Annotated in this window: 17 protein-coding genes; 7 read left to right on the top strand and 10 right to left on the bottom strand. The window is 61.7% G+C overall.

Annotated elements, in window-relative coordinates:
* Positions 1-86: 86 nt before the first annotated feature.
* Positions 87-851, bottom strand: a complete 765-nt coding sequence (locus tag J2X71_RS04535) for an SDR family oxidoreductase (protein ID WP_310379512.1) — start codon at positions 849-851, stop codon at positions 87-89.
* Between the two features lie 125 nt (positions 852-976).
* Between J2X71_RS04535 and J2X71_RS04530 the strand changes: the two genes are divergently transcribed.
* The gene (locus tag J2X71_RS04530; RefSeq protein ID WP_113324748.1) at positions 977-1,882 is read left to right on the top strand and encodes a LysR family transcriptional regulator; all 906 of its coding nucleotides are present in this window, start codon (positions 977-979) and stop codon (positions 1,880-1,882) included.
* Here J2X71_RS04530 and J2X71_RS04525 read toward each other — a convergent pair.
* Positions 1,879-2,754 (bottom strand): LysR family transcriptional regulator, encoded by an 876-nt coding sequence (locus tag J2X71_RS04525; protein ID WP_113324747.1) that lies wholly within the window; start codon positions 2,752-2,754, stop codon positions 1,879-1,881. The two genes, J2X71_RS04530 and J2X71_RS04525, sit on opposite strands and share 4 nt — an antisense overlap.
* Before the next feature lie 92 nt (positions 2,755-2,846).
* Between J2X71_RS04525 and J2X71_RS04520 the strand changes: the two genes are divergently transcribed.
* Together J2X71_RS04520 and J2X71_RS04515 are read left to right on the top strand one after the other, a co-directional pair.
* A complete protein-coding gene (locus J2X71_RS04520) occupies positions 2,847-4,100 on the top strand; it encodes an MFS transporter (protein ID WP_310379508.1) in 1,254 nt (417 codons plus the stop codon).
* A gap of 58 nt (positions 4,101-4,158) precedes the next feature.
* The gene (locus J2X71_RS04515) at positions 4,159-4,560 is read left to right on the top strand and encodes a GFA family protein (RefSeq protein ID WP_310379506.1); all 402 of its coding nucleotides are present in this window, start codon (positions 4,159-4,161) and stop codon (positions 4,558-4,560) included.
* 9 nt (positions 4,561-4,569) lie between these two features.
* Here J2X71_RS04515 and J2X71_RS04510 read toward each other — a convergent pair whose 3' ends face one another.
* The 8 genes from J2X71_RS04510 to ubiE form a co-directional block, all read right to left on the bottom strand.
* Positions 4,570-6,231, bottom strand: coding sequence for a urocanate hydratase (locus tag J2X71_RS04510; protein WP_310379504.1), 1,662 nt, complete (start codon positions 6,229-6,231; stop codon positions 4,570-4,572).
* A gap of 47 nt (positions 6,232-6,278) precedes the next feature.
* Entirely contained in the window at positions 6,279-6,608 is a 330-nt protein-coding gene (locus tag J2X71_RS04505) for a TfoX/Sxy family protein (RefSeq protein ID WP_310379502.1), read from the bottom strand.
* A 3-nt stretch (positions 6,609-6,611) separates the two neighbouring features.
* Entirely contained in the window at positions 6,612-7,709 is a 1,098-nt protein-coding gene (locus tag J2X71_RS04500; RefSeq protein WP_113324742.1) for a DUF917 domain-containing protein, read from the bottom strand.
* A complete protein-coding gene (locus J2X71_RS04495; RefSeq protein WP_310379501.1) occupies positions 7,690-8,970 on the bottom strand; it encodes a Zn-dependent hydrolase in 1,281 nt (426 codons plus the stop codon). The genes J2X71_RS04500 and J2X71_RS04495 overlap by 20 nt, the downstream gene beginning before the upstream one ends.
* Complete coding sequence (locus tag J2X71_RS04490; RefSeq protein WP_310379499.1) at positions 8,967-10,334, bottom strand: amidohydrolase family protein; 1,368 nt, start codon at positions 10,332-10,334, stop codon at positions 8,967-8,969. Before J2X71_RS04490 ends, J2X71_RS04495 begins: the two co-directional genes overlap by 4 nt.
* Positions 10,335-10,361: 27 nt before the next feature.
* The gene (locus tag J2X71_RS04485; RefSeq protein WP_113182162.1) at positions 10,362-11,945 is read right to left on the bottom strand and encodes an aromatic amino acid lyase; all 1,584 of its coding nucleotides are present in this window, start codon (positions 11,943-11,945) and stop codon (positions 10,362-10,364) included.
* 92 nt (positions 11,946-12,037) lie between these two features.
* Positions 12,038-13,612 carry a 2-polyprenylphenol 6-hydroxylase gene (gene ubiB, locus J2X71_RS04480; protein ID WP_310379496.1) on the bottom strand — a complete coding sequence of 525 codons (1,575 nt, stop codon included), beginning with the start codon at positions 13,610-13,612 and terminating at the stop codon, positions 12,038-12,040.
* 5 nt (positions 13,613-13,617) lie between these two features.
* Positions 13,618-14,394, bottom strand: coding sequence for a bifunctional demethylmenaquinone methyltransferase/2-methoxy-6-polyprenyl-1,4-benzoquinol methylase UbiE (gene ubiE / locus J2X71_RS04475; protein ID WP_310379495.1), 777 nt, complete (start codon positions 14,392-14,394; stop codon positions 13,618-13,620).
* Positions 14,395-14,547: 153 nt separating this feature from the next.
* On the opposite strand from ubiE, the gene mutM reads away from it, so the two are divergent.
* The 4 genes from mutM to dnaA all read left to right on the top strand — a co-directional run bounded on the left by mutM (position 14,548) and on the right by dnaA (position 19,109).
* Positions 14,548-15,438: a bifunctional DNA-formamidopyrimidine glycosylase/DNA-(apurinic or apyrimidinic site) lyase gene (mutM, locus tag J2X71_RS04470; RefSeq protein WP_310379493.1), complete on the top strand. Its 891-nt coding sequence runs from the start codon at positions 14,548-14,550 to the stop codon at positions 15,436-15,438.
* Between the two features lie 9 nt (positions 15,439-15,447).
* Positions 15,448-16,221: an enoyl-CoA hydratase gene (locus J2X71_RS04465; protein ID WP_310379491.1), complete on the top strand. Its 774-nt coding sequence runs from the start codon at positions 15,448-15,450 to the stop codon at positions 16,219-16,221.
* Between the two features lie 194 nt (positions 16,222-16,415).
* Positions 16,416-16,694 (top strand): 30S ribosomal protein S20, encoded by a 279-nt coding sequence (rpsT, locus tag J2X71_RS04460; protein ID WP_113324735.1) that lies wholly within the window; start codon positions 16,416-16,418, stop codon positions 16,692-16,694.
* 861 nt (positions 16,695-17,555) lie between these two features.
* A complete protein-coding gene (gene dnaA / locus J2X71_RS04455) occupies positions 17,556-19,109 on the top strand; it encodes a chromosomal replication initiator protein DnaA (RefSeq protein ID WP_310379489.1) in 1,554 nt (517 codons plus the stop codon).
* The last annotated feature ends 79 nt before the right edge of the window (positions 19,110-19,188 follow it).

The following is a 19,188-nucleotide window of genomic DNA, read 5'->3' as shown; positions in this document are numbered from 1 at the left end:
AGCGAGTGCAGGAAGCAGGTCGGCGCGATAATCTGCTCGTTTCAGGAGGGATCATCAATCTGTGGCGGATAATCGCGCTTTAGTCATCAGGTGCGGGTGATCGAGGCACCGCCGTCGACCAGCGTGGCAGTGCCGGTAACAAAGCTTGCGTCATCGGAGGCGAGGTACAGCACCGACCGAGCGAGCTCTTCCGGCGCTGCGACGCGCTTCAGCGCATGCAGGTTGGTAATAAAGGCCTGCTTGTCCGACGTATCATTCATTTCGCGATACATGTCCGTATCGACAGCACCTGGCAGGATCGCGTTGACGCGGACGTTCTGCGGGCCGTATTCGGCGGCGAGCGCCTGCGTCAGGCCGATGAGGCCGGACTTGCTGGCGGCATAGGCAGCAACGCCGGGGAAGGCAAAGCTGTAGCCGACGAAGGTCGAGGTGAAGACGACCGAGCCACCACCATTCTTGACCATTTCGGCGATCTGGTGCTTGGCGGCAAGAAAGGAAGCCGTCAGGTTGATCGCCAGCGCATCGCTGAAGCCTGCCTCGGAGACTTCCGTGCTTGGGCCGGCTTCGCCGAGCGTGCCGGCATTGTTGAAGGCGATGTCGAGCTTGCCGTAATTTTCAACGGCGGCTGCGACCAGTGCCTTGTGATAGTCTTCCGAGCGGACATCGCCGGCAACGGCAACGGCGGCACCACCAGCAGCCTTGATTTCGGCAACGAGGCTTTCAAGCTCGGCCTGGCGGCGGGCACCGACGACGACCTTGCCGCCTTCGGCGGCAAAGAGCTTGGCGGTAACGCGCCCGATGCCGGAGCTTGCGCCCGTGACGATTGCAACTTTGTTGATCAGACGATTCATTGTCCATCTCCTGAATTTGGGTTGGATCGGCATTGCCGTCCCGTTTCGATGACTGGAAGATGGCATTCTTCTTTCGTTCGGATTAGTCTCCTGATCGCGGAGTTCGAATTCGGAAAAGCCGAACGATGATGAAAATCGAAGGGATCGCGGCTTTTGTTGCCGTAGTCGAGGCGGGCTCGGTGAGCGAAGCCGCGCGGCGGCTGCGTCTGTCGAAATCGGTCGTCAGCGAAAGGCTGGCGGAGCTCGAAAAGACATTGGGCGCCATGCTCGTCCATCGCACCACACGCAAGCTGACCTTGACGGAGGATGGAGCCGCCTTTTTGGAGCGCGCTGGGCGCATCGTCCGCGAGATGGAAGACGCCGTGGCCGATATGGCCGAGCGCCGCGGCACGCTTTCAGGCCCGTTGCGCATTGCAGCCCCCGTCACCTTCGGTCGCCTGCATCTCGGGCCTGCCCTCTATCCGTTTTTAAAGGCGCATCCGCAGATCGCGCTGACGCTCGGCATGGATGACAGGCGTGTCGATCCGGCTTCGGACGGCTATGATGCCATCATCCGCCACGGCGCCATCGCCGATACAAGGCTCGTCGCCTGGAAGCTCGCTCGCAGCCGCAGGCTGCTGGTCGCCTCGCCCGATTATATCGAGCGTCATGGCAAGCCTGCCTCATTGTCCGACCTCAACGATCATCGTGGCGTCTTCTATACCAACCGCGGCGCAGCCGACTGGCGATTCCAGACGGATGAGGGCACCGTCATCATCCGCGCGATGCTCGGCCTCGGCATCAACAATGGCGACATGCTGCACGATGCGGCGATCGAAGGCCTCGGCATCGCACTCCTGCCGGCCTTCATTGCCGGCCCCACCGTTCGCGCAGGTCGCCTGATGGAGATCGATGTCGGCGCAAAGCCGGAGCCGGAATTCATCTACATGGCCCATCCCGAAGGCCGAAACCCCTCCGCCAAGCTGCGCGCCATCGCCGATCATCTGAAAAAGACCTTCGGTGATCCGCCCTATTGGGATCCGGACTGCTAACTCAGAAGGCCCATCAGGTTTTCGGTCACCGGAGAGCGCTGGCTGCGCAGTACCGCGAGCGCCAGCCGCGCCACGGCCGGCGGCCCCTCGATCGGGCGATAGGCGACACCGGAAAGTTTGATCTGCGAAATCGATGCAGGCACGATCGAGACACCGAGATCGGCGGCAACGAGGTTGACAACCGAAGAGATCTGCGGCGCCTCCTGAGCGACCTTCAAGTCGAAACCCGCCTCGCGGCAGGCGCGCACCACGTCGTCATAGAGACTGAGGCCGACAAGACGCGGGAACAGGATGAAAGGCTCCTTCGCCAGCAGGGCAAGCGGCAGCACCTTCTGCTTGGCCAGCGGATGGCTGGCCGGTAGGGCGACGACCATCGGCTCGTCCGGCAGGCGTTTCAGCCTGATGCCGTCGGGATCGTCGAGGCCGGGTCGCATGAAGGTCGCATCCAATTCGCCGCGTTCCAGCTTCTGCATCAGGCCGAGCGTATTCATCTCCGTCAGCGACAACTGCACATCCGGCCATCGGGCCTGAAAGCGACGGATCGTCGTGCTGACGATGGGATTGAAGGCGGAGGAGGCGGTGAAGCCTAGCGACAATCGGCCAGTCTCGCCACGATTGGCGCTCTGCGCCGCAATCCGCGCCTTTTCGGCAGCCGCAAGCGACGCCTTGGCTTCCGGCAGGAAGGCCGTACCGGCTGCCGTCAGCTCCGCCCCGTGCGGCACGCGATGGAAGAGCATGGCGCCGATTTCGGTCTCGAGATCGCGGATCTGCTGACTGAGCGGCGGCTGGCCGATGCCGAGGCGCGCGGCCGCCCGCGTGAAATTACCCTCTTCGGCCACTGCCAGAAAATACCTCAGATGCCGCAGCTCCATCGCTATCTCCAAAACCTATCAGGATTGCCAGTTTCATATATTGGACAAATGGAGGCGTCCTGGCTAGATCGGAGGGCAGGAAGGAATTGATAATGTCCGACACTGCAATCCAAGACGTTGCCGACCTGAAAACGGCCGACAGGAAACAGTCCAAGGAATATCTGACCCGCGGCACCGGGGCCTATCGCCGCGCCAGCCTGGCTCTCTTCCTCTCGGGCTTTGCCACCTTCTCGTTGCTCTATTGCGTGCAGCCGCTGTTGCCGATTTTCGCGCAGGAATTTTCCGTCAGCCCTGCCGAAAGTTCGCTGGCTCTGTCGCTCTCCACCGGTTTCCTGGCGATCGCCATCGTCTGCGCTGCTGCCGTATCTGAAGGGCTTGGCCGACGCAGCCTCATGTCGATCTCGCTGATCGGCGCCGCCGTATTGACGATCGCCACCGCCTTTGCGCCGAACTGGCATCTGATGTTGGTCATTCGCGCGCTGCAGGGCTTCGTGCTCGGCGGTGTTCCGGCCGTTGCCATGGCCTATCTCGCGGAGGAAATCGACCCGCGCGGCCTTGGCGCCACCATGGGCCTCTATGTCGGCGGCACGGCCTTCGGCGGCATGTCGGGGCGGGTGCTGACGGGCATTTTCGCCGAATATTTCTCCTGGCGGCCGGCTCTGTTCCTGATCGGCACCATCGGCCTTGCCGCCGCGATCGGCTTTATCGCGCTGCTGCCGCCCTCGCGCAATTTCGTTCGCCGCGCCGGCTTCGATCCGCAATTCCATTTGAAGGCATGGATGGGGCATCTGAGCAATCCGGCTCTGCCCTTCATCTTCGCCATCGCCTTCTTTGCGATGGGCTCCTTCGTGACGATCTACAATTACGCCGGCTTCCGCCTCGTCGCGCCGCCCTACGAGCTGAACCAGACCGAACTCGGCCTGATCTTCACGGTGTACTTGTTCGGTATCGGCGCCTCCTCCGTCGGTGGCATTCTGGGCGATCGGCTCGGCCATTTTACCGTGCTCCTGGCCGGCATCGTCATCACTTCCGCAGGCTGCGCTCTGACGCTGTCGGCCTCCCTGCCGTTCATCATCCTCGGCATCGTCGTGCTGACCAGCGGCTTCTTCATGAGCCATTCGGTGGCAAGTGGTCTGGTCGGTAAACTCGCCGCCGGCACCAAGGGCCACGCCTCCTCGCTTTACATGCTTGCCTATTACATTGGCTCCAGCGTCATGGGCTCGGCCGGCGGCTGGTTCTGGGCGATGGAGGGATGGGCGGCGATCGTGATCTTCACGCTGGTCATGATGGCATTCGCTCTCCTGTCAGCACTCGCCGCACGCCGGCTCGCTCGACGGCCGTCTTGACTTCCGGCCTGTGACGATTAATTTAACTTGTAGGTTAAATAAGAGTCGGAGGAGTATTGTGAAGAAGATCTATCATGGAAGCTGCCATTGCGGTGCCGTCGCCTATGAGGCCGGGCTCGACCTTTCGGCTGGCACTTTCAAGTGCAATTGCTCTGTTTGCCGCAAGAAACGCAGCTGGCTGGCAATCGTTCAGCCCGCTGACTTCCGGCTGGTCTCGGGCAGGGATGGGTTGCGTGAATATCTTTTCGGCTCCGGCTCTATCCATCACCTTTTCTGCGAGAATTGCGGCGTGGCTTCCTTTGCCCGTAACGACAACGAGACGATCGGCCCCTTCATCGCCATCGCCCTCAGTTGCCTCGATGATGCCAGTGCCGAAGAGCTTGCCGCCGCCCCGGTCGCCTATTTTGATGGCATGCACGATCGCTATGACGCCGCGCCGGCCGAAACGCGGCATCTGTGACGACGGCGATCAGCCAAGCCGGATATAGGGCACGTCCTTCTTCGCCACCTCGTCCAGCGCTTCGTCATAACCGGCATCGGCATAACGCATGACGCCGAGCGCCGTATCGTTGGTCAGCGCATGGTCTAAGCGCTCGTCGGCGGCTTCCGAGCCGTCGGCCACGACCGTGACGCCGCAGCTCGTCATGTAACCGGCGTAACCGCCGCCGCCGGAATGGACGACGACGAGATCGGCCATCGAGGAGCAGAGCATCATCGCATCGATGAGCGGCCAGTCGGCGATGGCATCCGAACCATCCTTCATCCGCTCGGTCATGATGTTCGGATGCGCCATGGCGCCAGCATCGAGATGGTCCCGCGAGAAGGCGACTGGACCCTTGAGCTCGCCATTGGCGACCAGTTCGTTGACTCGCCGCGCCAGCGCCGTTCGCTCGCCGTGGCCGAGCCAGGCGATACGGGCCGGCAGTCCCTCGAAGGGAATATGCTCGCGCGCCAGCCGGATCCAGTTGGTGATGATCTTGTTGTCGGGAAACATCTCGAGCAGCAGATCGTCGATGCGGGCGATATCGCTCTCCTCGCCCGAAAGTGCCATCCACCGGAACGGGCCGATGGCACGGGCAAAGAGCGGTCGCAGATAGGCTTCCGTGAAGATCGGAATGTCGAAGGCATTGGCAACGCCGCCCTCGCGCGCCTGGGTGCGGATGAGATTGCCGTTGTCGAAGACCTCGGCACCGCGCTTCTGGAATTCCAGCATCGCGGTGACATGTTCGACGATCGAGGCGCGGCTGGCGGCCATCAGCTGGCCCTGGCCGTCATCGCGCAGGCCCTTCACCTGATCGATACTCATGCCCTTCGGTACATAGCCATAGACGAGATCATGCGCCGAGGTCTGGTCGGTGACGACATCGGGCACGATGCCGCGTCGGGCAATTTCCGGATAGATCTCGGCCGCATTGCCGACGAGACCGACGGAGAGCGCCCGCTTTTCCTTGACCGCGGCATCGATCATCGCAAGCGCGCTGTCGAGATCGGGCGCAATCTCCTGCAGGTAACCGATCTGCTGGCGCTTGCGGGCGCGTTCCGGATCGATGTCGACGCAGAGGATTGCTGCACCCGCCATACGGCCGGCAAGCGGCTGCGCGCCGCCCATGCCGCCAAGCCCGGCCGTCAGCACGAAACGGCCATGAAGGTCGCCACCGAAACGGCGCTCGGCAATGCGCATGAAGATCTCATAGGTACCCTGAATGACGCCCTGGCTGCCGATATATTGCCAGGCGCCAGCGGTCAGACCGCCCCAGCAGATCAGGCCCTTGCGCTGCAGCTCGTAGAAGACCTCGGCCTTCGCCCACTGGCCGACGATGTTGCAGTTCGCCATGATGACGAGCGGCGCCTTGGCATGGGTCTTCACGAGACCGATCGGCTTGCCGGACTGGATGAGCAGCGTCTGGTCCTCATCCATTTCAGTGAGTGCCTTGACGATGCCGCGATGCGCCGGCCAGTTGCGCGCTGCCTTGCCGAGCGCAGCATAGACCACGAGATTGTCGGGGTCTTCACCGACCGAGAGCACGTTTTCCAGAAGCCGCAGCAGCGCTTCCTGCCGCCAGCCCTTGGCGCGCAGCTCCGGCCCACCGGGAATTGGAAATTTCGGATGGCGTGGATTGGCCTTCGGCATCTTGGGTTCCTCGTCTTTTCGTCATCGGCGCAAGCGCACCGGTTCATTCACTTGGCAGGCATCGGCCCCACATAGGCAAGTGCGGCGTCGATGAGCCGCCGCCGCATGGCATCGTCGCCATAGATATCGGCATTGGCCCGCACCCAACCATGCATGATCCGCTCGCCCGACAGCATCTGGATCACGCCCGGCAGAGCCAGTGCCCAATCGTCATTTCCCTTGCCGAGACGCAGCAACATGCCATCCTGACGCGCGCAGCAGAGCAGGTTGCCGTTGAGCATAAAGGCCCAGCCGCCGAACATGGATTTTTCGGTAAGCCCCGGTCGGTCGCCGAGTTCCTCGCGCATCAGTTCTTCCAGGCCGGGATCGCGCGCCATGGCTCAGGCCCTCATCTCCAGTGCATAGCGTGCTATCTCGATGCCCATCGCCTTTTCGACAGACGGATAGACGGTCGGATCGAGCACGCTGGCCGACAGCGGAATGATGTCCTTCGGCACGTGCAGGATAAACACATGCATGCCACCCTTGAGCTGCCCGACGGAGAGCGGCTCGCCCTCCTCGGAAAGCGTGGTGATGACGGCGGGGAAGGTTGCGACGCGCCTGCCGTCGGCATCGTCGACCGCCATATATTCGTTCATCACATGCAGGGTCACGGCCTTGTCACCGGCGCCGACCGTGATCGTGCCGATGTCGAAGGCCTCCTTGGTATAGACCACATCCTTCTCGGTGATTGTACCCTCGGCGAGGATATGGCCGCCCGTCGTCTTGCAGATCGCATCGATGATCGCCGATCCGCCTTTCTTTTCCGCTTCAATGATCGCTTCGCCGAGCTTCAGCGCCATCGAGATGCCGCCGAGCGCGGCATTCTTGCGGACATAGGAGGCGCGCAACGGATTGCGGCAGCTGGCAATGAAGCCGCCGGACTGGTCGGCCGCCGCCCGCAGCACCGGCGAGATCTTCGCCGTCGCGCCTTTGACGACCAGCTCGATATAGCGGTTTTCAGCCCGGTTGCCGCCAACGGCGGTCTGGATCATCTGTTCCGGCGACCCTGCCATGCCGATCGATCCCATGTCGCCGGTCGGATGGGCGCGGATATCGCCGACGGCATCCACGACCTTGGTGCCGAGGATGGCCGAAGGCAGCCAGCCGTTCAGTGTCGAGGATTTGCCGTTCTGGCCGATGATGAGACCGGAGAGCTTTTCGCCGAGCGCCTCCTGCAGAAGCTGCACGGCTTTCACATAGTCGATGCCCTGCATTTCCCAGGGCGTGGTCGAGGCCGGTGCGCCGATAGCCGCGGCCGTCGCGATCCAGTCGTTGTCGCCGAGTTCCTCAATGGAGACGAGTTCGGGCTTGCCGACATTAACGGCGGCATAACCGAGCATGCGGCCGTGATCGGCCCAGCCACCACCGCCGGCGGCATAGACGGAACCGCCCTTGACGGCGGCTTCCACGTCCTTCTCAACCAGTATGCGTCCCATTATCCTTCTCCGTCGTAAGTGTCCTGTCCATCTCGCGCACCGCCTCGAAAAGCACGGCCGCCCCGAGCGCTATGTCGTCATTTTCAGCCCATTCATCCGGGGAGTGGCTGCGGCCTTCCCGGCAAGGCACGAAGATCATCGCAGCCGGCGCCACGCGGGCGATCCAGGCCGTATCGTGACCCGCACCCGAGGCCATGAAGCGGTGTTTGGCGCCGACAGTCTCGCAGGCCCGTTCCAGAGTCGAGAGCAGGCCCTTGTCGCTCGGTGTCGGAAAATTGTCGGAGATGCGGTTCGGGGGCGCGATCGTCACGCCAAAGGCCAGAGCGAGCTTTTCCGTATGGCCGTCCAGCCAGCGGCAGAAGGCTTCCATGTCGGCGCGGATTTCGGCCCGCCCGTCGATCAGCAACACGACACGCGACGGCACGACATTGGCGGCATTCGGCTCGATGCGGAATTCGCCGACGGTCGCTGCAAAATGGCCGGGCGTCTTGGCAAGCTCGTTTGCGGCATTGCGGATATCGAGCACGATCTGCGAAGCGGCAACCAGCGCATCGGCACGCGTATCCATCGGCGTCGTGCCGGCATGGTCGGCCCGACCCTCGACGGTGATTTCGATGCGGGTGATGCCCGAGATCGCCGTGACGATGCCTATATCCTTGCGCTCGTTTTCAAGCACAGGACCTTGCTCGATATGCAGTTCCAGAAAACCGGCAATATCGGGCTTGTTCTCATGAGTAAGCACACCCGGCGATCCGCCGACCTCGGCAATCGCTTCGGCGAGATCGCGACCTTCGATTGTGCGAGAGAGCCATGCTTGCGGCAATTGGCCGGTCATGCCACGGCTGCCGATGCAGGAAACGCCGAAAATGCTGACCTCCTCGGCCAGGAAATCGACGATCTCCAGATCATGGTCGAGATGGATCTCCTGTTCGCGCAGCGCCCGCGCAACTTCGAGTGCCGCCGCAACACCGGCAATACCATCGAATCGCCCACCGTCGGGGACAGTGTCGGAATGCGAGCCGAGCATGATGATGCCCGAGCCTGGCTTTGCGCCTTCGCGCCGGCCGATCAGATTACCTGATGGGTCGATGCGGGTATCGAGACCGATCGCCCGCATGCGTGCCTCAAGATAGGCGCGGCCTTCGAGGAAAAGCGGCGAAAAAGCCCGTCGTGTCCAGGGATGCCCCGGCTCGGTGATGGTGGAGAGGGCTTCGATATCGGCGGAGATCCGGCCGGCGTTGACGGGCAGGTTGCGGCTCATGCCAGCACCTGTCGCGCAAGCGGGCGCACGAAGCGGCCGGCGCCGGGCTCGGCCAGAACCTTGGCCTCCTCGGTGATCTTCTCTCCCCGCAGCCAGGCGGCCGAAACCGTCCACGGCAGGCGGATTCCATTGTAGGGACTCCAGCCAACGACATTGTTGCCGCTGGCCGAAGCATCATAGACCGTCTCTTTCGGCTCCAGCACGACGATGTCGGCATCCTTGCCCGGCGTCAGTGCGCCCTTGATATGGTCGAGACGGAAGTGCTTCGCCGGATTTTCGGCCATAAGCTTCGCTGCCCAAGTCAGGGGGATGCCACGTTCCAGCGCGCCCTTGACGAAAAGCGGCACCATGACTTCCAGACCCGGAACACCTGATGCATTCGCCAGCATGTCGGGATTGGTCTTGCGGTTTTCCGACCAGCTCACGTGATCGGTCGACACCAGCCAGACATTGCCTTCGGCGACCCTGCGCCAGAGCGTCTCCACTTCGGCGCGCGGCCGCACCGGCGGATTGATCTTCGCCTTGCCGCCGAGCCGCTTCACATCGTTTTCTTCATCGAGCGTCAGGTAATGAATGCAGCATTCCACGGTCGCTTCGAAGCCGTCGCGGCGATAGGCCCGCGCGATGTCGTAACCGCGCCCGAGCGAGCAATGCACGACATGGGACGGGCAGCCGGTATTGGCGCCGGTCTCGAAGATCGTGTGCATGGCAAGCAGCTCGGTGATCGGCGGGCGCGACAGGCCATGGGCGCGCCAGTCGGTAACGCCGCTTGCCTTCACCTGTTCCATATAGGTGCGGACCGCCTCGTCATCCTCGTTGTGCACGCCGGCCGTTAGCCCGGTCGGGGCGATGGCCGCAAAGCAGGCGTCGAGCAGGGCGGGCGGAATGCGCGGGAAACGTTTGGGATCGGTGCCGAAGGTCGAGAACTTGAAGGCGGCAACGCCTGCCTCCACCATCTCGGCGATGCGGGCAGCACCTTCTTCGGGATCGACGGTACCGTAAAGTGCGAAATCGACCCGCGCCTGCGGGCCGGCATGATCGACCTTCTTCTTCACCGCAGCAGCCGAGCAGACGAGATTGCCCTCATCATAAGGCATGTCGACGATGGTGGTGATGCCGCCGGCAGCGGCCGAGCGAGTCGACCAGATGAAATCCTCCTGGTCCTTCTGGGAGAGCGAGTGGACCTGAGCATCGATGGCGCCCGGCAGGATCAGTGCCTTGCCGAGCATGTGCCGTTCTTTGGCCGCAGGCGGAACGCCGATACCGACTTCGGCGATCTTTCCGTCGTAAACGGCGACATACCCGCCCTCGACAATGCGCTCCGGCAGCACCACCGTGCCCTGCAGAACGAGATCGAAATCCATGCCGCGTCTCCCTCGATAGGTCGAAATTCAGATGATGGCCGGTTCCCGCGTCAGCCGTTCCTCGATGCGCTCGAGCGACCCAAGTGCAAAGAAATCGTCGAAGGAGGCAATCGGTACCTGCTCGATCAGCTTGGAGAGAAATGCATCCGAGCCGAGTTCCTCTTCGATCGCCTCGACCTCGGCCGAAAGCGGCCGGTCGACCGTATAGAAGGCCGCATGTTTGCGCACGACCTCATAGAGCATGCCAGCAACGCCCTTCGGCGTATCGCCGATAATATCGATCGCTTGTGCCGAAAGCAGGGCTTCCAGTGCGGCGAGACGCTTCAGCGCCCGCATCTGCCGGTCGAAGCGTTCGATGACGAGTGGCAGGAAGGCTGCCTCGTCCTCAAGGCCCGCCGCAACGACGAGCGATTGCGCCGAAACCGGGTTCGACATGGAGAGTACGCGCGAAAAGATTTCGCCCGCAAGCTTGATGATTGGTCCGAAGCCGGTGGCGATGCGGCCCGGAGGCACGAGATTGACCGGCAGGCCGCGCCGCTGCCCGTTGCCGAGCAGGACACAGCGGTTGAAGGCGTTGCGCGCTGCATGCGCCATGCAGAGTGCCGCCGATTCCAGCAGGATGGTCACGTCGAGCGGCAGCGATCCGCCAGATGTCATCACCCGTCCCTCAACGACGACGGGATTGTCGTCGGAGCGGCCGGTGGCGGCGAGAATCTTATGGCCCGTCGAAAGCAGGTTCTCGATAACGGCACCAAAGACTTGGGCGATCATGCGGAGACTGAGCGCATCTTGCACGTGGGTCGCGACCGGCCATTCCCATTCGTCCGAGGCATTGCACAGCCAGGCGCCGATCAGCGCCTCTCGTGCGGTGCCGACATGGCGCACGGCCCGCCAGGGATCGCGCGATGCGCCAAGCGCACCTGAGGCCATCATGCCGGTTGCCAGCAGCACACGGATTGATGCGGCGGCATTGCGTGTCGTTTCGGCGGCGGCGGCAAAACTGACGGCATTGACGCTGAGCGAGGCGAGGCTGTCGCGCGGCGCCATCCTCACCGGCTCCATGCCGGCGGCCTGGAAGGCTTCAGCGGCCTGCATGCGGTTGCCGCGATAGATCGCTTCGCCGACGCCCGTCAGCACTGCGCCGATCTGGCCCATCAGGCCGATATCGGCACAGCCGATCGAGCCAGTGCGGCGCACGACCGGAATGAGATCTGCCTTCAGCATGCGCATATAGGCGTCGATGAGATCGGGCGTGCAGCCGACCTGGCCGGTCAGGGCCGTGTTGACGCGCATCGCCATGGCATTGCGCACGACATTGCAGGAAAAAGGTGTGCCGGTGCCGAAGTGGTGGGCGCGCACGAGGCCGAGATTGAAGACCTCGAGATCTTCGGGCGACCATTCGACATCCTTCATGGCGCCCACGCCCGTGGTCGCGCCGTAAACCGGCATGCCGGATTCGATGGCATCCTCGACGATCGAACGCGCGATCTTCACGCGCTGCATACCGATCTCCGAGGCCGAAAGCGCAACCTTGCCGGAGCCGATCCTCATCATCTCGGCAAAGCTGAAGGGCTGGCCGCTCAGTTCGATTCCGGGGCGTTCATGCTTCATGTGCTCATCTCCATGGAGGCGAGACTAAGCGAGCCTCACGTCTGGCGGGATATCCCAAATGCCGAACACATCATGCTTTTGTTGCTTCCCGATCAGCTCAGTATCCAGGCAATATAGAGAAGCGTGAGCGCAATGATCCAGAGGGCCGCTTTGGCCGAGCGGTTGTGGCGTGCTTCCGCCTTGCCGATGGCGTCGGCCGTCTGCTCATCGAAGCGCAACCCGTGTTCGCTCATATGCAGAAGCTGATGGTGGAACTTTTCTGTCTGGGCGGCGATTTCGGGCGCGGCTTCTGCGAGCTTCACGGCCGCCTTCAGCCCATCCTTGAGATCGGTGACGATGCGCTTGGGGCCGAGATTGTTCTTGATCCAGTCGCCGACGACCGGCTCGGACGCCTTCCACATGTTGAAGCGCGGATTGAGCATGCGCGAGACGCCTTCGACGACGACCATCGTCTTCTGCAGCATGACGAGCTCGGGCCGCGTCTGCATGTCGAAAAGTTCGGTGACCTCGAAAAGCAGCGTCAGCAGCTTGCCCATCGAGATCGTCTCGGCAGGCTGACCGTGGATCGGTTCGCCGATCGCCCGGATCGCCTGGGCAAAACTCTCGACATTGTGGTGACCGGGCACATAGCCCGCCTCAAAATGCACTTCCGCCACCCGGATATAGTCGCGGGTGATGAAGCCGTAGAGGATTTCGGCAAGGAAGCGGCGCTCCTTCTTCCCGAGACGCCCGACAATGCCCATGTCGACAGCGACGATCATGCCGTCGGAATCGACGAAGAGGTTGCCCGGATGCATGTCGGCATGGAAGAAGCCGTCGCGCAGCGTATGGCGCAGGAATGACTGGATCAGCGTGTCCGCAAGCTCATTGAGATCGTGGCCGGCAGCCCGCAGCCCTTCGACATCGGACATTTTGACGCCGTCGATCCACTCCATGGTGATGACGTCGCGGCCGGTGCGCTCCCAGTCAACCTTCGGCACGCGGAAGCCAGGATCCTTTTCGGTATTCTCGGCAATCTCAGAAAGGGCAGCCGCCTCAAGGCGCAGGTCCATCTCTACCTTGGTGGTCTGTTCCAGGGTTTTCGTCACCTCGACCGGCCGCAGGCGTCGGCTGGCCGGCATGAAGCGTTCCTGCATATGGGCGACGAGATACATCGCCTCGATATCATGGGCAAACCGCGCCCGGACACCGGGCCGCACGACCTTTACGGCGACCTTCTTGGGTCCTCTCGGCGTATCGACCTCGGCTGGATGCACCTGCGCAATGGAGGCCGCTGCAATCGGATCGCCGAAGCTCGCGTAGAGATCAGTGATCGATCGCCCGAGCGAGCCTTCGATATTGGCCTTGGCGGCTGCCGCCGGGAAAAAGGCCATCCGGTCTTGAAGCTGTGACAGGTCGTCTGCAAACTCGACGCCGACGACATCAGGGCGCGTCGCAAGGAACTGGCCGATCTTCACATAGGATGGACCAAGCCGCTCGACGGCCTGCGCCAGCCGGTCGCTGCGCTTCTGATACTTGCTGCGATTGCGCGCAAACATGCCGACAAAGGATTTTGCCAGGCTCACGGATGGCGGCAGGCCTTCCGAAGGCAGCGCCGAAATGACGCCTTCACGCACCAGAATCCAGCCGACCCTTACGAGCCTGAAATATGCCCCGAAAGCACTCATGCGGATCAGAGCTTCCAGCCGGAATGCAGCGCTGCTATGCCGCCGGTATAATTGGTATAGGTCACGCGCGAGAAGCCGGCGGTGCGGATCATCGCCGCGAAATTCTCCTGGTTCGGGAACTTGCGGATCGATTCCACGAGATACTGGTAAGGCTCGGCATCACCGGTGATCGCCTTGCCGAACTTCGGAATGGCATTGAACGACCAGGCCTCATAGACCTTGTCGAGAAGCGGCAGTTCCACTTCCGAAAATTCGAGTACTAATAGACGGCCGCCGCGTTTCAAGACGCGATAGGCTTCCGAGAGCGCCACCTCGATCCGCGGCACGTTGCGGATGCCGAAGGCGATCGTATAGGCATCGAAGCTGTTTGCCTCGAAAGGAAGGTCCTCGGCATTGGCTTCCACGAAGGTAAGATTGTCCGAAAGCTTCTTCTTTTCCGCCCGCTCGGCGCCGACGCCAAGCATCGAGCCGTTGATGTCGAGCACGGTCGCATGTGCCTGGCGGTTCGAGGCTTCAACGATGCGGAAGGCGATGTCGCCAGTGCCACCGGCCACGTCGAGCACCTTGTAGCCCGGCTCCTTGCGAGGGTTCAGCGCCGTAATCATCGCATCCTTCCAGGCGCGATGCATGCCCATGGACATGACGTCGTTCATGATGTCGTAGCGTTTGGCGACCTTGTGGAAGACCTCGTTGACGAGGCCCTGCTTTTCACCGTTCGGTACTTCGCGGAAGCCGTAGGACGTTTCCATGCCGCCATCGGCGGAGGTCCGGCTGTCTGACATCAAGCTACTCCGTTCACATCAAGAATTCGGCGCGGCGACCATAGCGAAAGCGTGGCTGCGGCGCTATCTGTGGGCCACGGTCCGCCCGCGGCACGTTGGCGCTATAGCGCACATCGCGGGCGGTTGAAACACGTTAGATATAGATGGGTTAAGATGCCGGAATTGCCAGAAGTCGAAACCGTGAAGCGTGGCCTGACGCCGGCAATGGAAGGCGCGCGCATTCAGAGGCTGGAATTGCGCCGCGGCGACCTGCGGTTTCCCTTTCCTCAGGATTTCGAGCGGCAGGTGTCCGGCCGCAAGATCATCGGCCTCGGACGGCGCGCCAAGTACCTGCTCATTGATCTCGACAGCGGCAAGACGATCATTTCCCATCTCGGCATGTCCGGCTCCTTCCGGATCGAACAGGGGCCACTGACTGCCACGCCGGGCGATTTTCACCACGAGCGCTCCAAGGACGAGAAACACGATCACGCCATCTTCCATCTGGACGGCGAGGGTGGCCCGCGCCGCGTTATCTACAATGACCCGCGCCGCTTCGGCTTCATGGATATTGCCGACCGTTCCGAGCTCGATGCCAACCCTTTCCTGTTCGGCCTGGGGCCGGAGCCGACCGGCAACGAACTGTCAGCCGCCTATCTGGCCAAGCGTTTCGACGGCAAGGCCCAGCCACTAAAGAGCGCGCTCCTGGACCAGAAGACCATCGCCGGGCTCGGCAATATATATGTCTGCGAGGCATTGTGGCGGGCGCATCTGTCGCCCGTGCGCGCTGCCGGCACGCTGGTGACGAAGACGGGCAAGCCGAAGCAGGCGCTGAACCTGCTTGTGACCTCCATCCGCGATGTCATCGCCGATGCGATCGCCGCCGGCGGATCGTCGCTGCGCGACCATATCCAGACGGATGGCTCGCTCGGCTACTTCCAGCATTCCTTTTCCGTCTATGATCGCGAAGGTCTTGCTTGCCGCACGCCGGGCTGTGGCGGTACGGTCTCGCGCATCGTGCAGGCTGGCCGTTCCACCTTCTATTGCGCCACCTGCCAGAAATAGGAGAGCGCCATGGCCTATGAAACCCTTGTTGTCGAAACCCGCGGCAATGTCGGCCTGATCACACTGAACCGGCCGCAGGCGCTGAACGCCTTGAATTCGACCGTGCTCAAGGAATTGAAATTGGCCTATGCGGCCTTTCATGCGGATGATGCCATCGGCGCGATCGTGCTGACCGGTTCCGAGCGAGCCTTTGCCGCGGGCGCCGATATCAAGGAAATGCAGCCGCTCGATTTCGCCGAAGTCTATAAGAGCGATTTCATCAGCGGCTGGGACGAGATCGCCAAGGCCCGCAAGCCGATCATCGCCGCCGTCAGCGGCTTTGCGCTCGGTGGTGGGTGCGAGCTTGCCATGCTCTGCGACTTCATCATTGCTTCCGAGACTGCAAAGTTCGGCCAGCCGGAGATCACACTCGGCGTCATTCCTGGCATCGGCGGCTCGCAGCGCCTGACGCGGGCGGTTGGCAAGGCCAAGGCGATGGACCTGATCCTGACCGGCCGGATGATGGATGCGGCGGAAGCCGAGCGCGCGGGACTCGTTTCGCGTGTGGTGGCCCCTGAGCGGCTTCTGGACGAAGCGATGGAGGCCGCTACCAGGATCGCATCGCTGTCGCGCCCCTCGGTGCTGATGGCCAAGGAGGCGGTCAGCCGCGCCTTCGAGACGACGCTGGAAGAGGGCCTGCGTTTCGAGCGCCGTCTGTTCCAGAGCCTCTTTGCGACCGAGGACCAGAAAGAGGGCATGGCCGCCTTCATCGAGAAGCGCAAACCGGCCTTCAAGAACAGGTGAGCGGACGGCGGCGGGAAAGGGGCTTTTCCTTGAAAATGCGCGTTGACGTGGCGCGGCTTTAGCGTTATATGCCCGCCCACGGTTCGGAAAGCCGGTCAGGTTTTCCGCTAATGCTCCCGCATTGCTGAATTGAGTGGCCGCAGGGCCAGCGCGGCAATGGCGGAGTTTTGTTCGAATTCTTGAGAGAGGCATCCATGGCCAATACAACTTCGGCGAAAAAGGCGACCCGCAAGATCGCACGCCGCACCGCAGTCAACAAGGCTCGCCGTTCGCGCGTTCGTACCTACGTTCGCCAGGTCGAAGAGGCACTCGCCGCTGGTGATGCCGCCAAGGCAAAGGAAGCCTTCATCGCCGCTGAGCCCGAGCTGGCGCGCGCCGCAAGCAAGGGCGTCGTGCATGCCAACACGGCATCCCGCAAGGTCTCGCGCCTCGCTGCTCGTGTGAAGGCCCTTTCGGCTTCTGCGAACGCCTAAATATCTCATTAACGAATTGCTCGTTATGATTAGCCCGGTAATTTTACCGGGCTTTTTCGATTCCGCCGCCCGCCGTGGGTATGGTTAATCCTGCGACGATTTCGTGTCAGGGGCATGACAGGAAAAATTGTTTTAAAACAATAGCTTACGCAAGGATCTTTTTAAGGCTTGCGACTCTGGTCACGCAACCCGTGGCCTCAAATGAGTCAAGAAGATTTTTTCTTTTTTCTTTTTATGCGTGTCCAAAATAACCCGGTCGGGGAATCTCCTTGATTCAAAAGCGATTCTTTTTTGACGTTGGTGTGACGCCCTAAAGGCCCCGCCGGAGTCAATGGCCGCGTCTTAATTTTGCGTAAAATTCATCGTTGATCTTGCCTTTTGATCCTGCCTAAATGGCGTCCAGCAAAGGGCGCGGACATCACCTGCAGAAGTCAGTCCAAACTGCCAAGTCGGCAGGATGATGGCTCTGTGTCATTTGCAACGGAGCGGACAGCTTCCGTTTTCTCACGCACTCGACGGCATTGTACCGTGACGTGGCTGTCACGGGACGGGGACGTTTTGTGCGCTCCGCGGCTACACGTTTTGCGTGAGGCCAGGAGAAGGGCAGGGGAAAGTGTAGCATTGCGTTCGGGCTTGCGGGCGAAAAACGAGGATCGGCCGCCAGCCTGACATAGAGGCTTTGAGACGGTTGTCGCATGACCGCGACCACCGCCGGGTTTCTGTGTCAGTCCCGAAAGGGACAGTGTTTGAGTGAACCGGCATGCGAGAGCGGCTCATGAAGATGCCGCCGGCTTTGTCAAAGCGGGGAATGATCGGGCGGCTGTCAACGAATGACCGCCCGAGGAAATGAAAGGCGGCATTATGCAGATGAATTCGATGACGACGGGTGCACTGGATAACGGGGAAGCTGCACAGCAGTCTTTCGGTTCCATTCACCTGAGCGCAACGGAAGAAAAGGGCGAGATGAAGCATGGTGTTCTCTTCGAACGCGTCAGCGCGCGTCTGAAGGCACAAGTTGGTCCTGACGTTTATGCAAGTTGGTTTGCACGGCTCAAGCTTCATTCGGTTTCCAAGAGTGTCGTCCGTCTCACCGTTCCCACGACCTTTCTGAAGTCGTGGATCAACAACCGGTATCTCGATCTCATTGTTGGCCTGTTCCAGGCTGAAGACCCCGAAATCCTGAAAGTCGAGATCCTTGTGCGCACGGCAACGCGCGCCGGCACGAAGGCGCTGGACGATGCAGTCTCCGTCGAGCCGGTCACCCAGCCCACCCAGCTTCGCCGCCCGGCATCTGCCCAGCCGGCGGGGCAGATCGTCCAGCAGGCTGTATCGGCCGCCGCTGCGGCACGCCCGGCAAGTGTCGGTTCGCCGCTCTTTGGCTCGCCGCTGGATTCTCGCTTCACCTTCGACACGTTCGTTGAGGGCAGCTCCAACCGTGTGGCGCTCGCCGCCGCAAAGACCATTGCGGAAGCAGGTCAGGGCGCTGTGCGCTTCAACCCGCTCTTCGTCCATGCGACCGTCGGCCTCGGCAAGACCCATCTGCTGCAGGCGATCGCCAATGCAGCGGTGCAGAACCCGCGTGGCCTGCGCGTTGTCTATCTCACAGCGGAATACTTCATGTGGCGTTTCGCGACAGCGATCCGCGACAATGATGCACTGACACTGAAGGACTCGCTGCGTAACATCGACCTTCTGATCATCGACGACATGCAGTTCCTGCAGGGCAAGATGATACAGCACGAGTTCTGCCACCTGCTGAACATGCTGCTCGACAGCGCCAAGCAGGTTGTCGTCGCCGGCGACCGAGCGCCGTGGGAGCTGGAATCGCTTGATCCACGCGTCCGTTCGCGTCTGCAGGGTGGTGTTGCGATCGAACTCGATGGTCCCGACTACGAGATGCGTCTCGAAATCCTGAATCGTCGCCTTGCGGTTGCCCGTCTGGAGGATCCATCGCTGGAAATCTCGACCGATCTGCTGCAGCATGTTGCCCGCAACATCACGGCAAGCGGCCGCGAACTGGAAGGCGCCTTCAACCAGTTGATCTTCCGCCGCTCCTTCGAGCCGAACCTCTCGATCGAGCGCGTGGATGAGCTTCTGGCCCATCTCGTCGGTTCCGGCGAGCCGCGCCGTGTGCGTATCGAGGATATCCAGCGTATCGTCGCGCGTCACTACAACGTCTCGCGACAGGAACTGGTCTCGAACCGCCGCACGCGTGTCATCGTCAAGCCACGCCAGATCGCCATGTATCTTGCGAAGACATTGACGCCGCGTTCCTTCCCGGAGATCGGACGCCGCTTCGGTGGACGCGATCACACAACGGTTCTGCATGCCGTGCGCAAGATCGAGGAACTGATCTCGGGAGACACGAAGCTGTCGCATGAGATCGAGCTTTTGAAGCGCCTCATCAACGAATAAGCGGTGCGCAGCCATCGCGTTTCAGCAGCCGGGAGCAATCCCGGCTGTTTTCTTTTATAAGCTTTTTATTCTATACAGC

The sequence above is a fragment of the Rhizobium sp. 1399 genome (genome assembly GCF_031455475.1).
Classification (GTDB): Bacteria; Pseudomonadota; Alphaproteobacteria; order Rhizobiales; family Rhizobiaceae; genus Rhizobium.
Note: the sequence above shows the minus strand (reverse complement) of the source record. Positions and strands in the feature narration are given on the sequence as shown.

Coding starts and splice junctions, on each gene's coding strand:
- J2X71_RS04535 (WP_310379512.1), bottom strand. CDS start 851: ATGAATCGTCTGATCAACAAAGTTGCAATCGTCACGGGCGCAAGCTCC.
- J2X71_RS04530 (WP_113324748.1), top strand. CDS start 977: ATGATGAAAATCGAAGGGATCGCGGCTTTTGTTGCCGTAGTCGAGGCG.
- J2X71_RS04525 (WP_113324747.1), bottom strand. CDS start 2,754: ATGGAGCTGCGGCATCTGAGGTATTTTCTGGCAGTGGCCGAAGAGGGT.
- J2X71_RS04520 (WP_310379508.1), top strand. CDS start 2,847: ATGTCCGACACTGCAATCCAAGACGTTGCCGACCTGAAAACGGCCGAC.
- J2X71_RS04510 (WP_310379504.1), bottom strand. CDS start 6,231: ATGCCGAAGGCCAATCCACGCCATCCGAAATTTCCAATTCCCGGTGGG.
- J2X71_RS04505 (WP_310379502.1), bottom strand. CDS start 6,608: ATGGCGCGCGATCCCGGCCTGGAAGAACTGATGCGCGAGGAACTCGGC.
- J2X71_RS04500 (WP_113324742.1), bottom strand. CDS start 7,709: ATGGGACGCATACTGGTTGAGAAGGACGTGGAAGCCGCCGTCAAGGGC.
- J2X71_RS04495 (WP_310379501.1), bottom strand. CDS start 8,970: ATGAGCCGCAACCTGCCCGTCAACGCCGGCCGGATCTCCGCCGATATC.
- J2X71_RS04490 (WP_310379499.1), bottom strand. CDS start 10,334: ATGGATTTCGATCTCGTTCTGCAGGGCACGGTGGTGCTGCCGGAGCGC.
- J2X71_RS04485 (WP_113182162.1), bottom strand. CDS start 11,945: ATGAAGCATGAACGCCCCGGAATCGAACTGAGCGGCCAGCCCTTCAGC.
- ubiB (WP_310379496.1), bottom strand. CDS start 13,612: ATGAGTGCTTTCGGGGCATATTTCAGGCTCGTAAGGGTCGGCTGGATT.
- ubiE (WP_310379495.1), bottom strand. CDS start 14,394: ATGTCAGACAGCCGGACCTCCGCCGATGGCGGCATGGAAACGTCCTAC.
- mutM (WP_310379493.1), top strand. CDS start 14,548: ATGCCGGAATTGCCAGAAGTCGAAACCGTGAAGCGTGGCCTGACGCCG.
- J2X71_RS04465 (WP_310379491.1), top strand. CDS start 15,448: ATGGCCTATGAAACCCTTGTTGTCGAAACCCGCGGCAATGTCGGCCTG.
- rpsT (WP_113324735.1), top strand. CDS start 16,416: ATGGCCAATACAACTTCGGCGAAAAAGGCGACCCGCAAGATCGCACGC.
- dnaA (WP_310379489.1), top strand. CDS start 17,556: ATGCAGATGAATTCGATGACGACGGGTGCACTGGATAACGGGGAAGCT.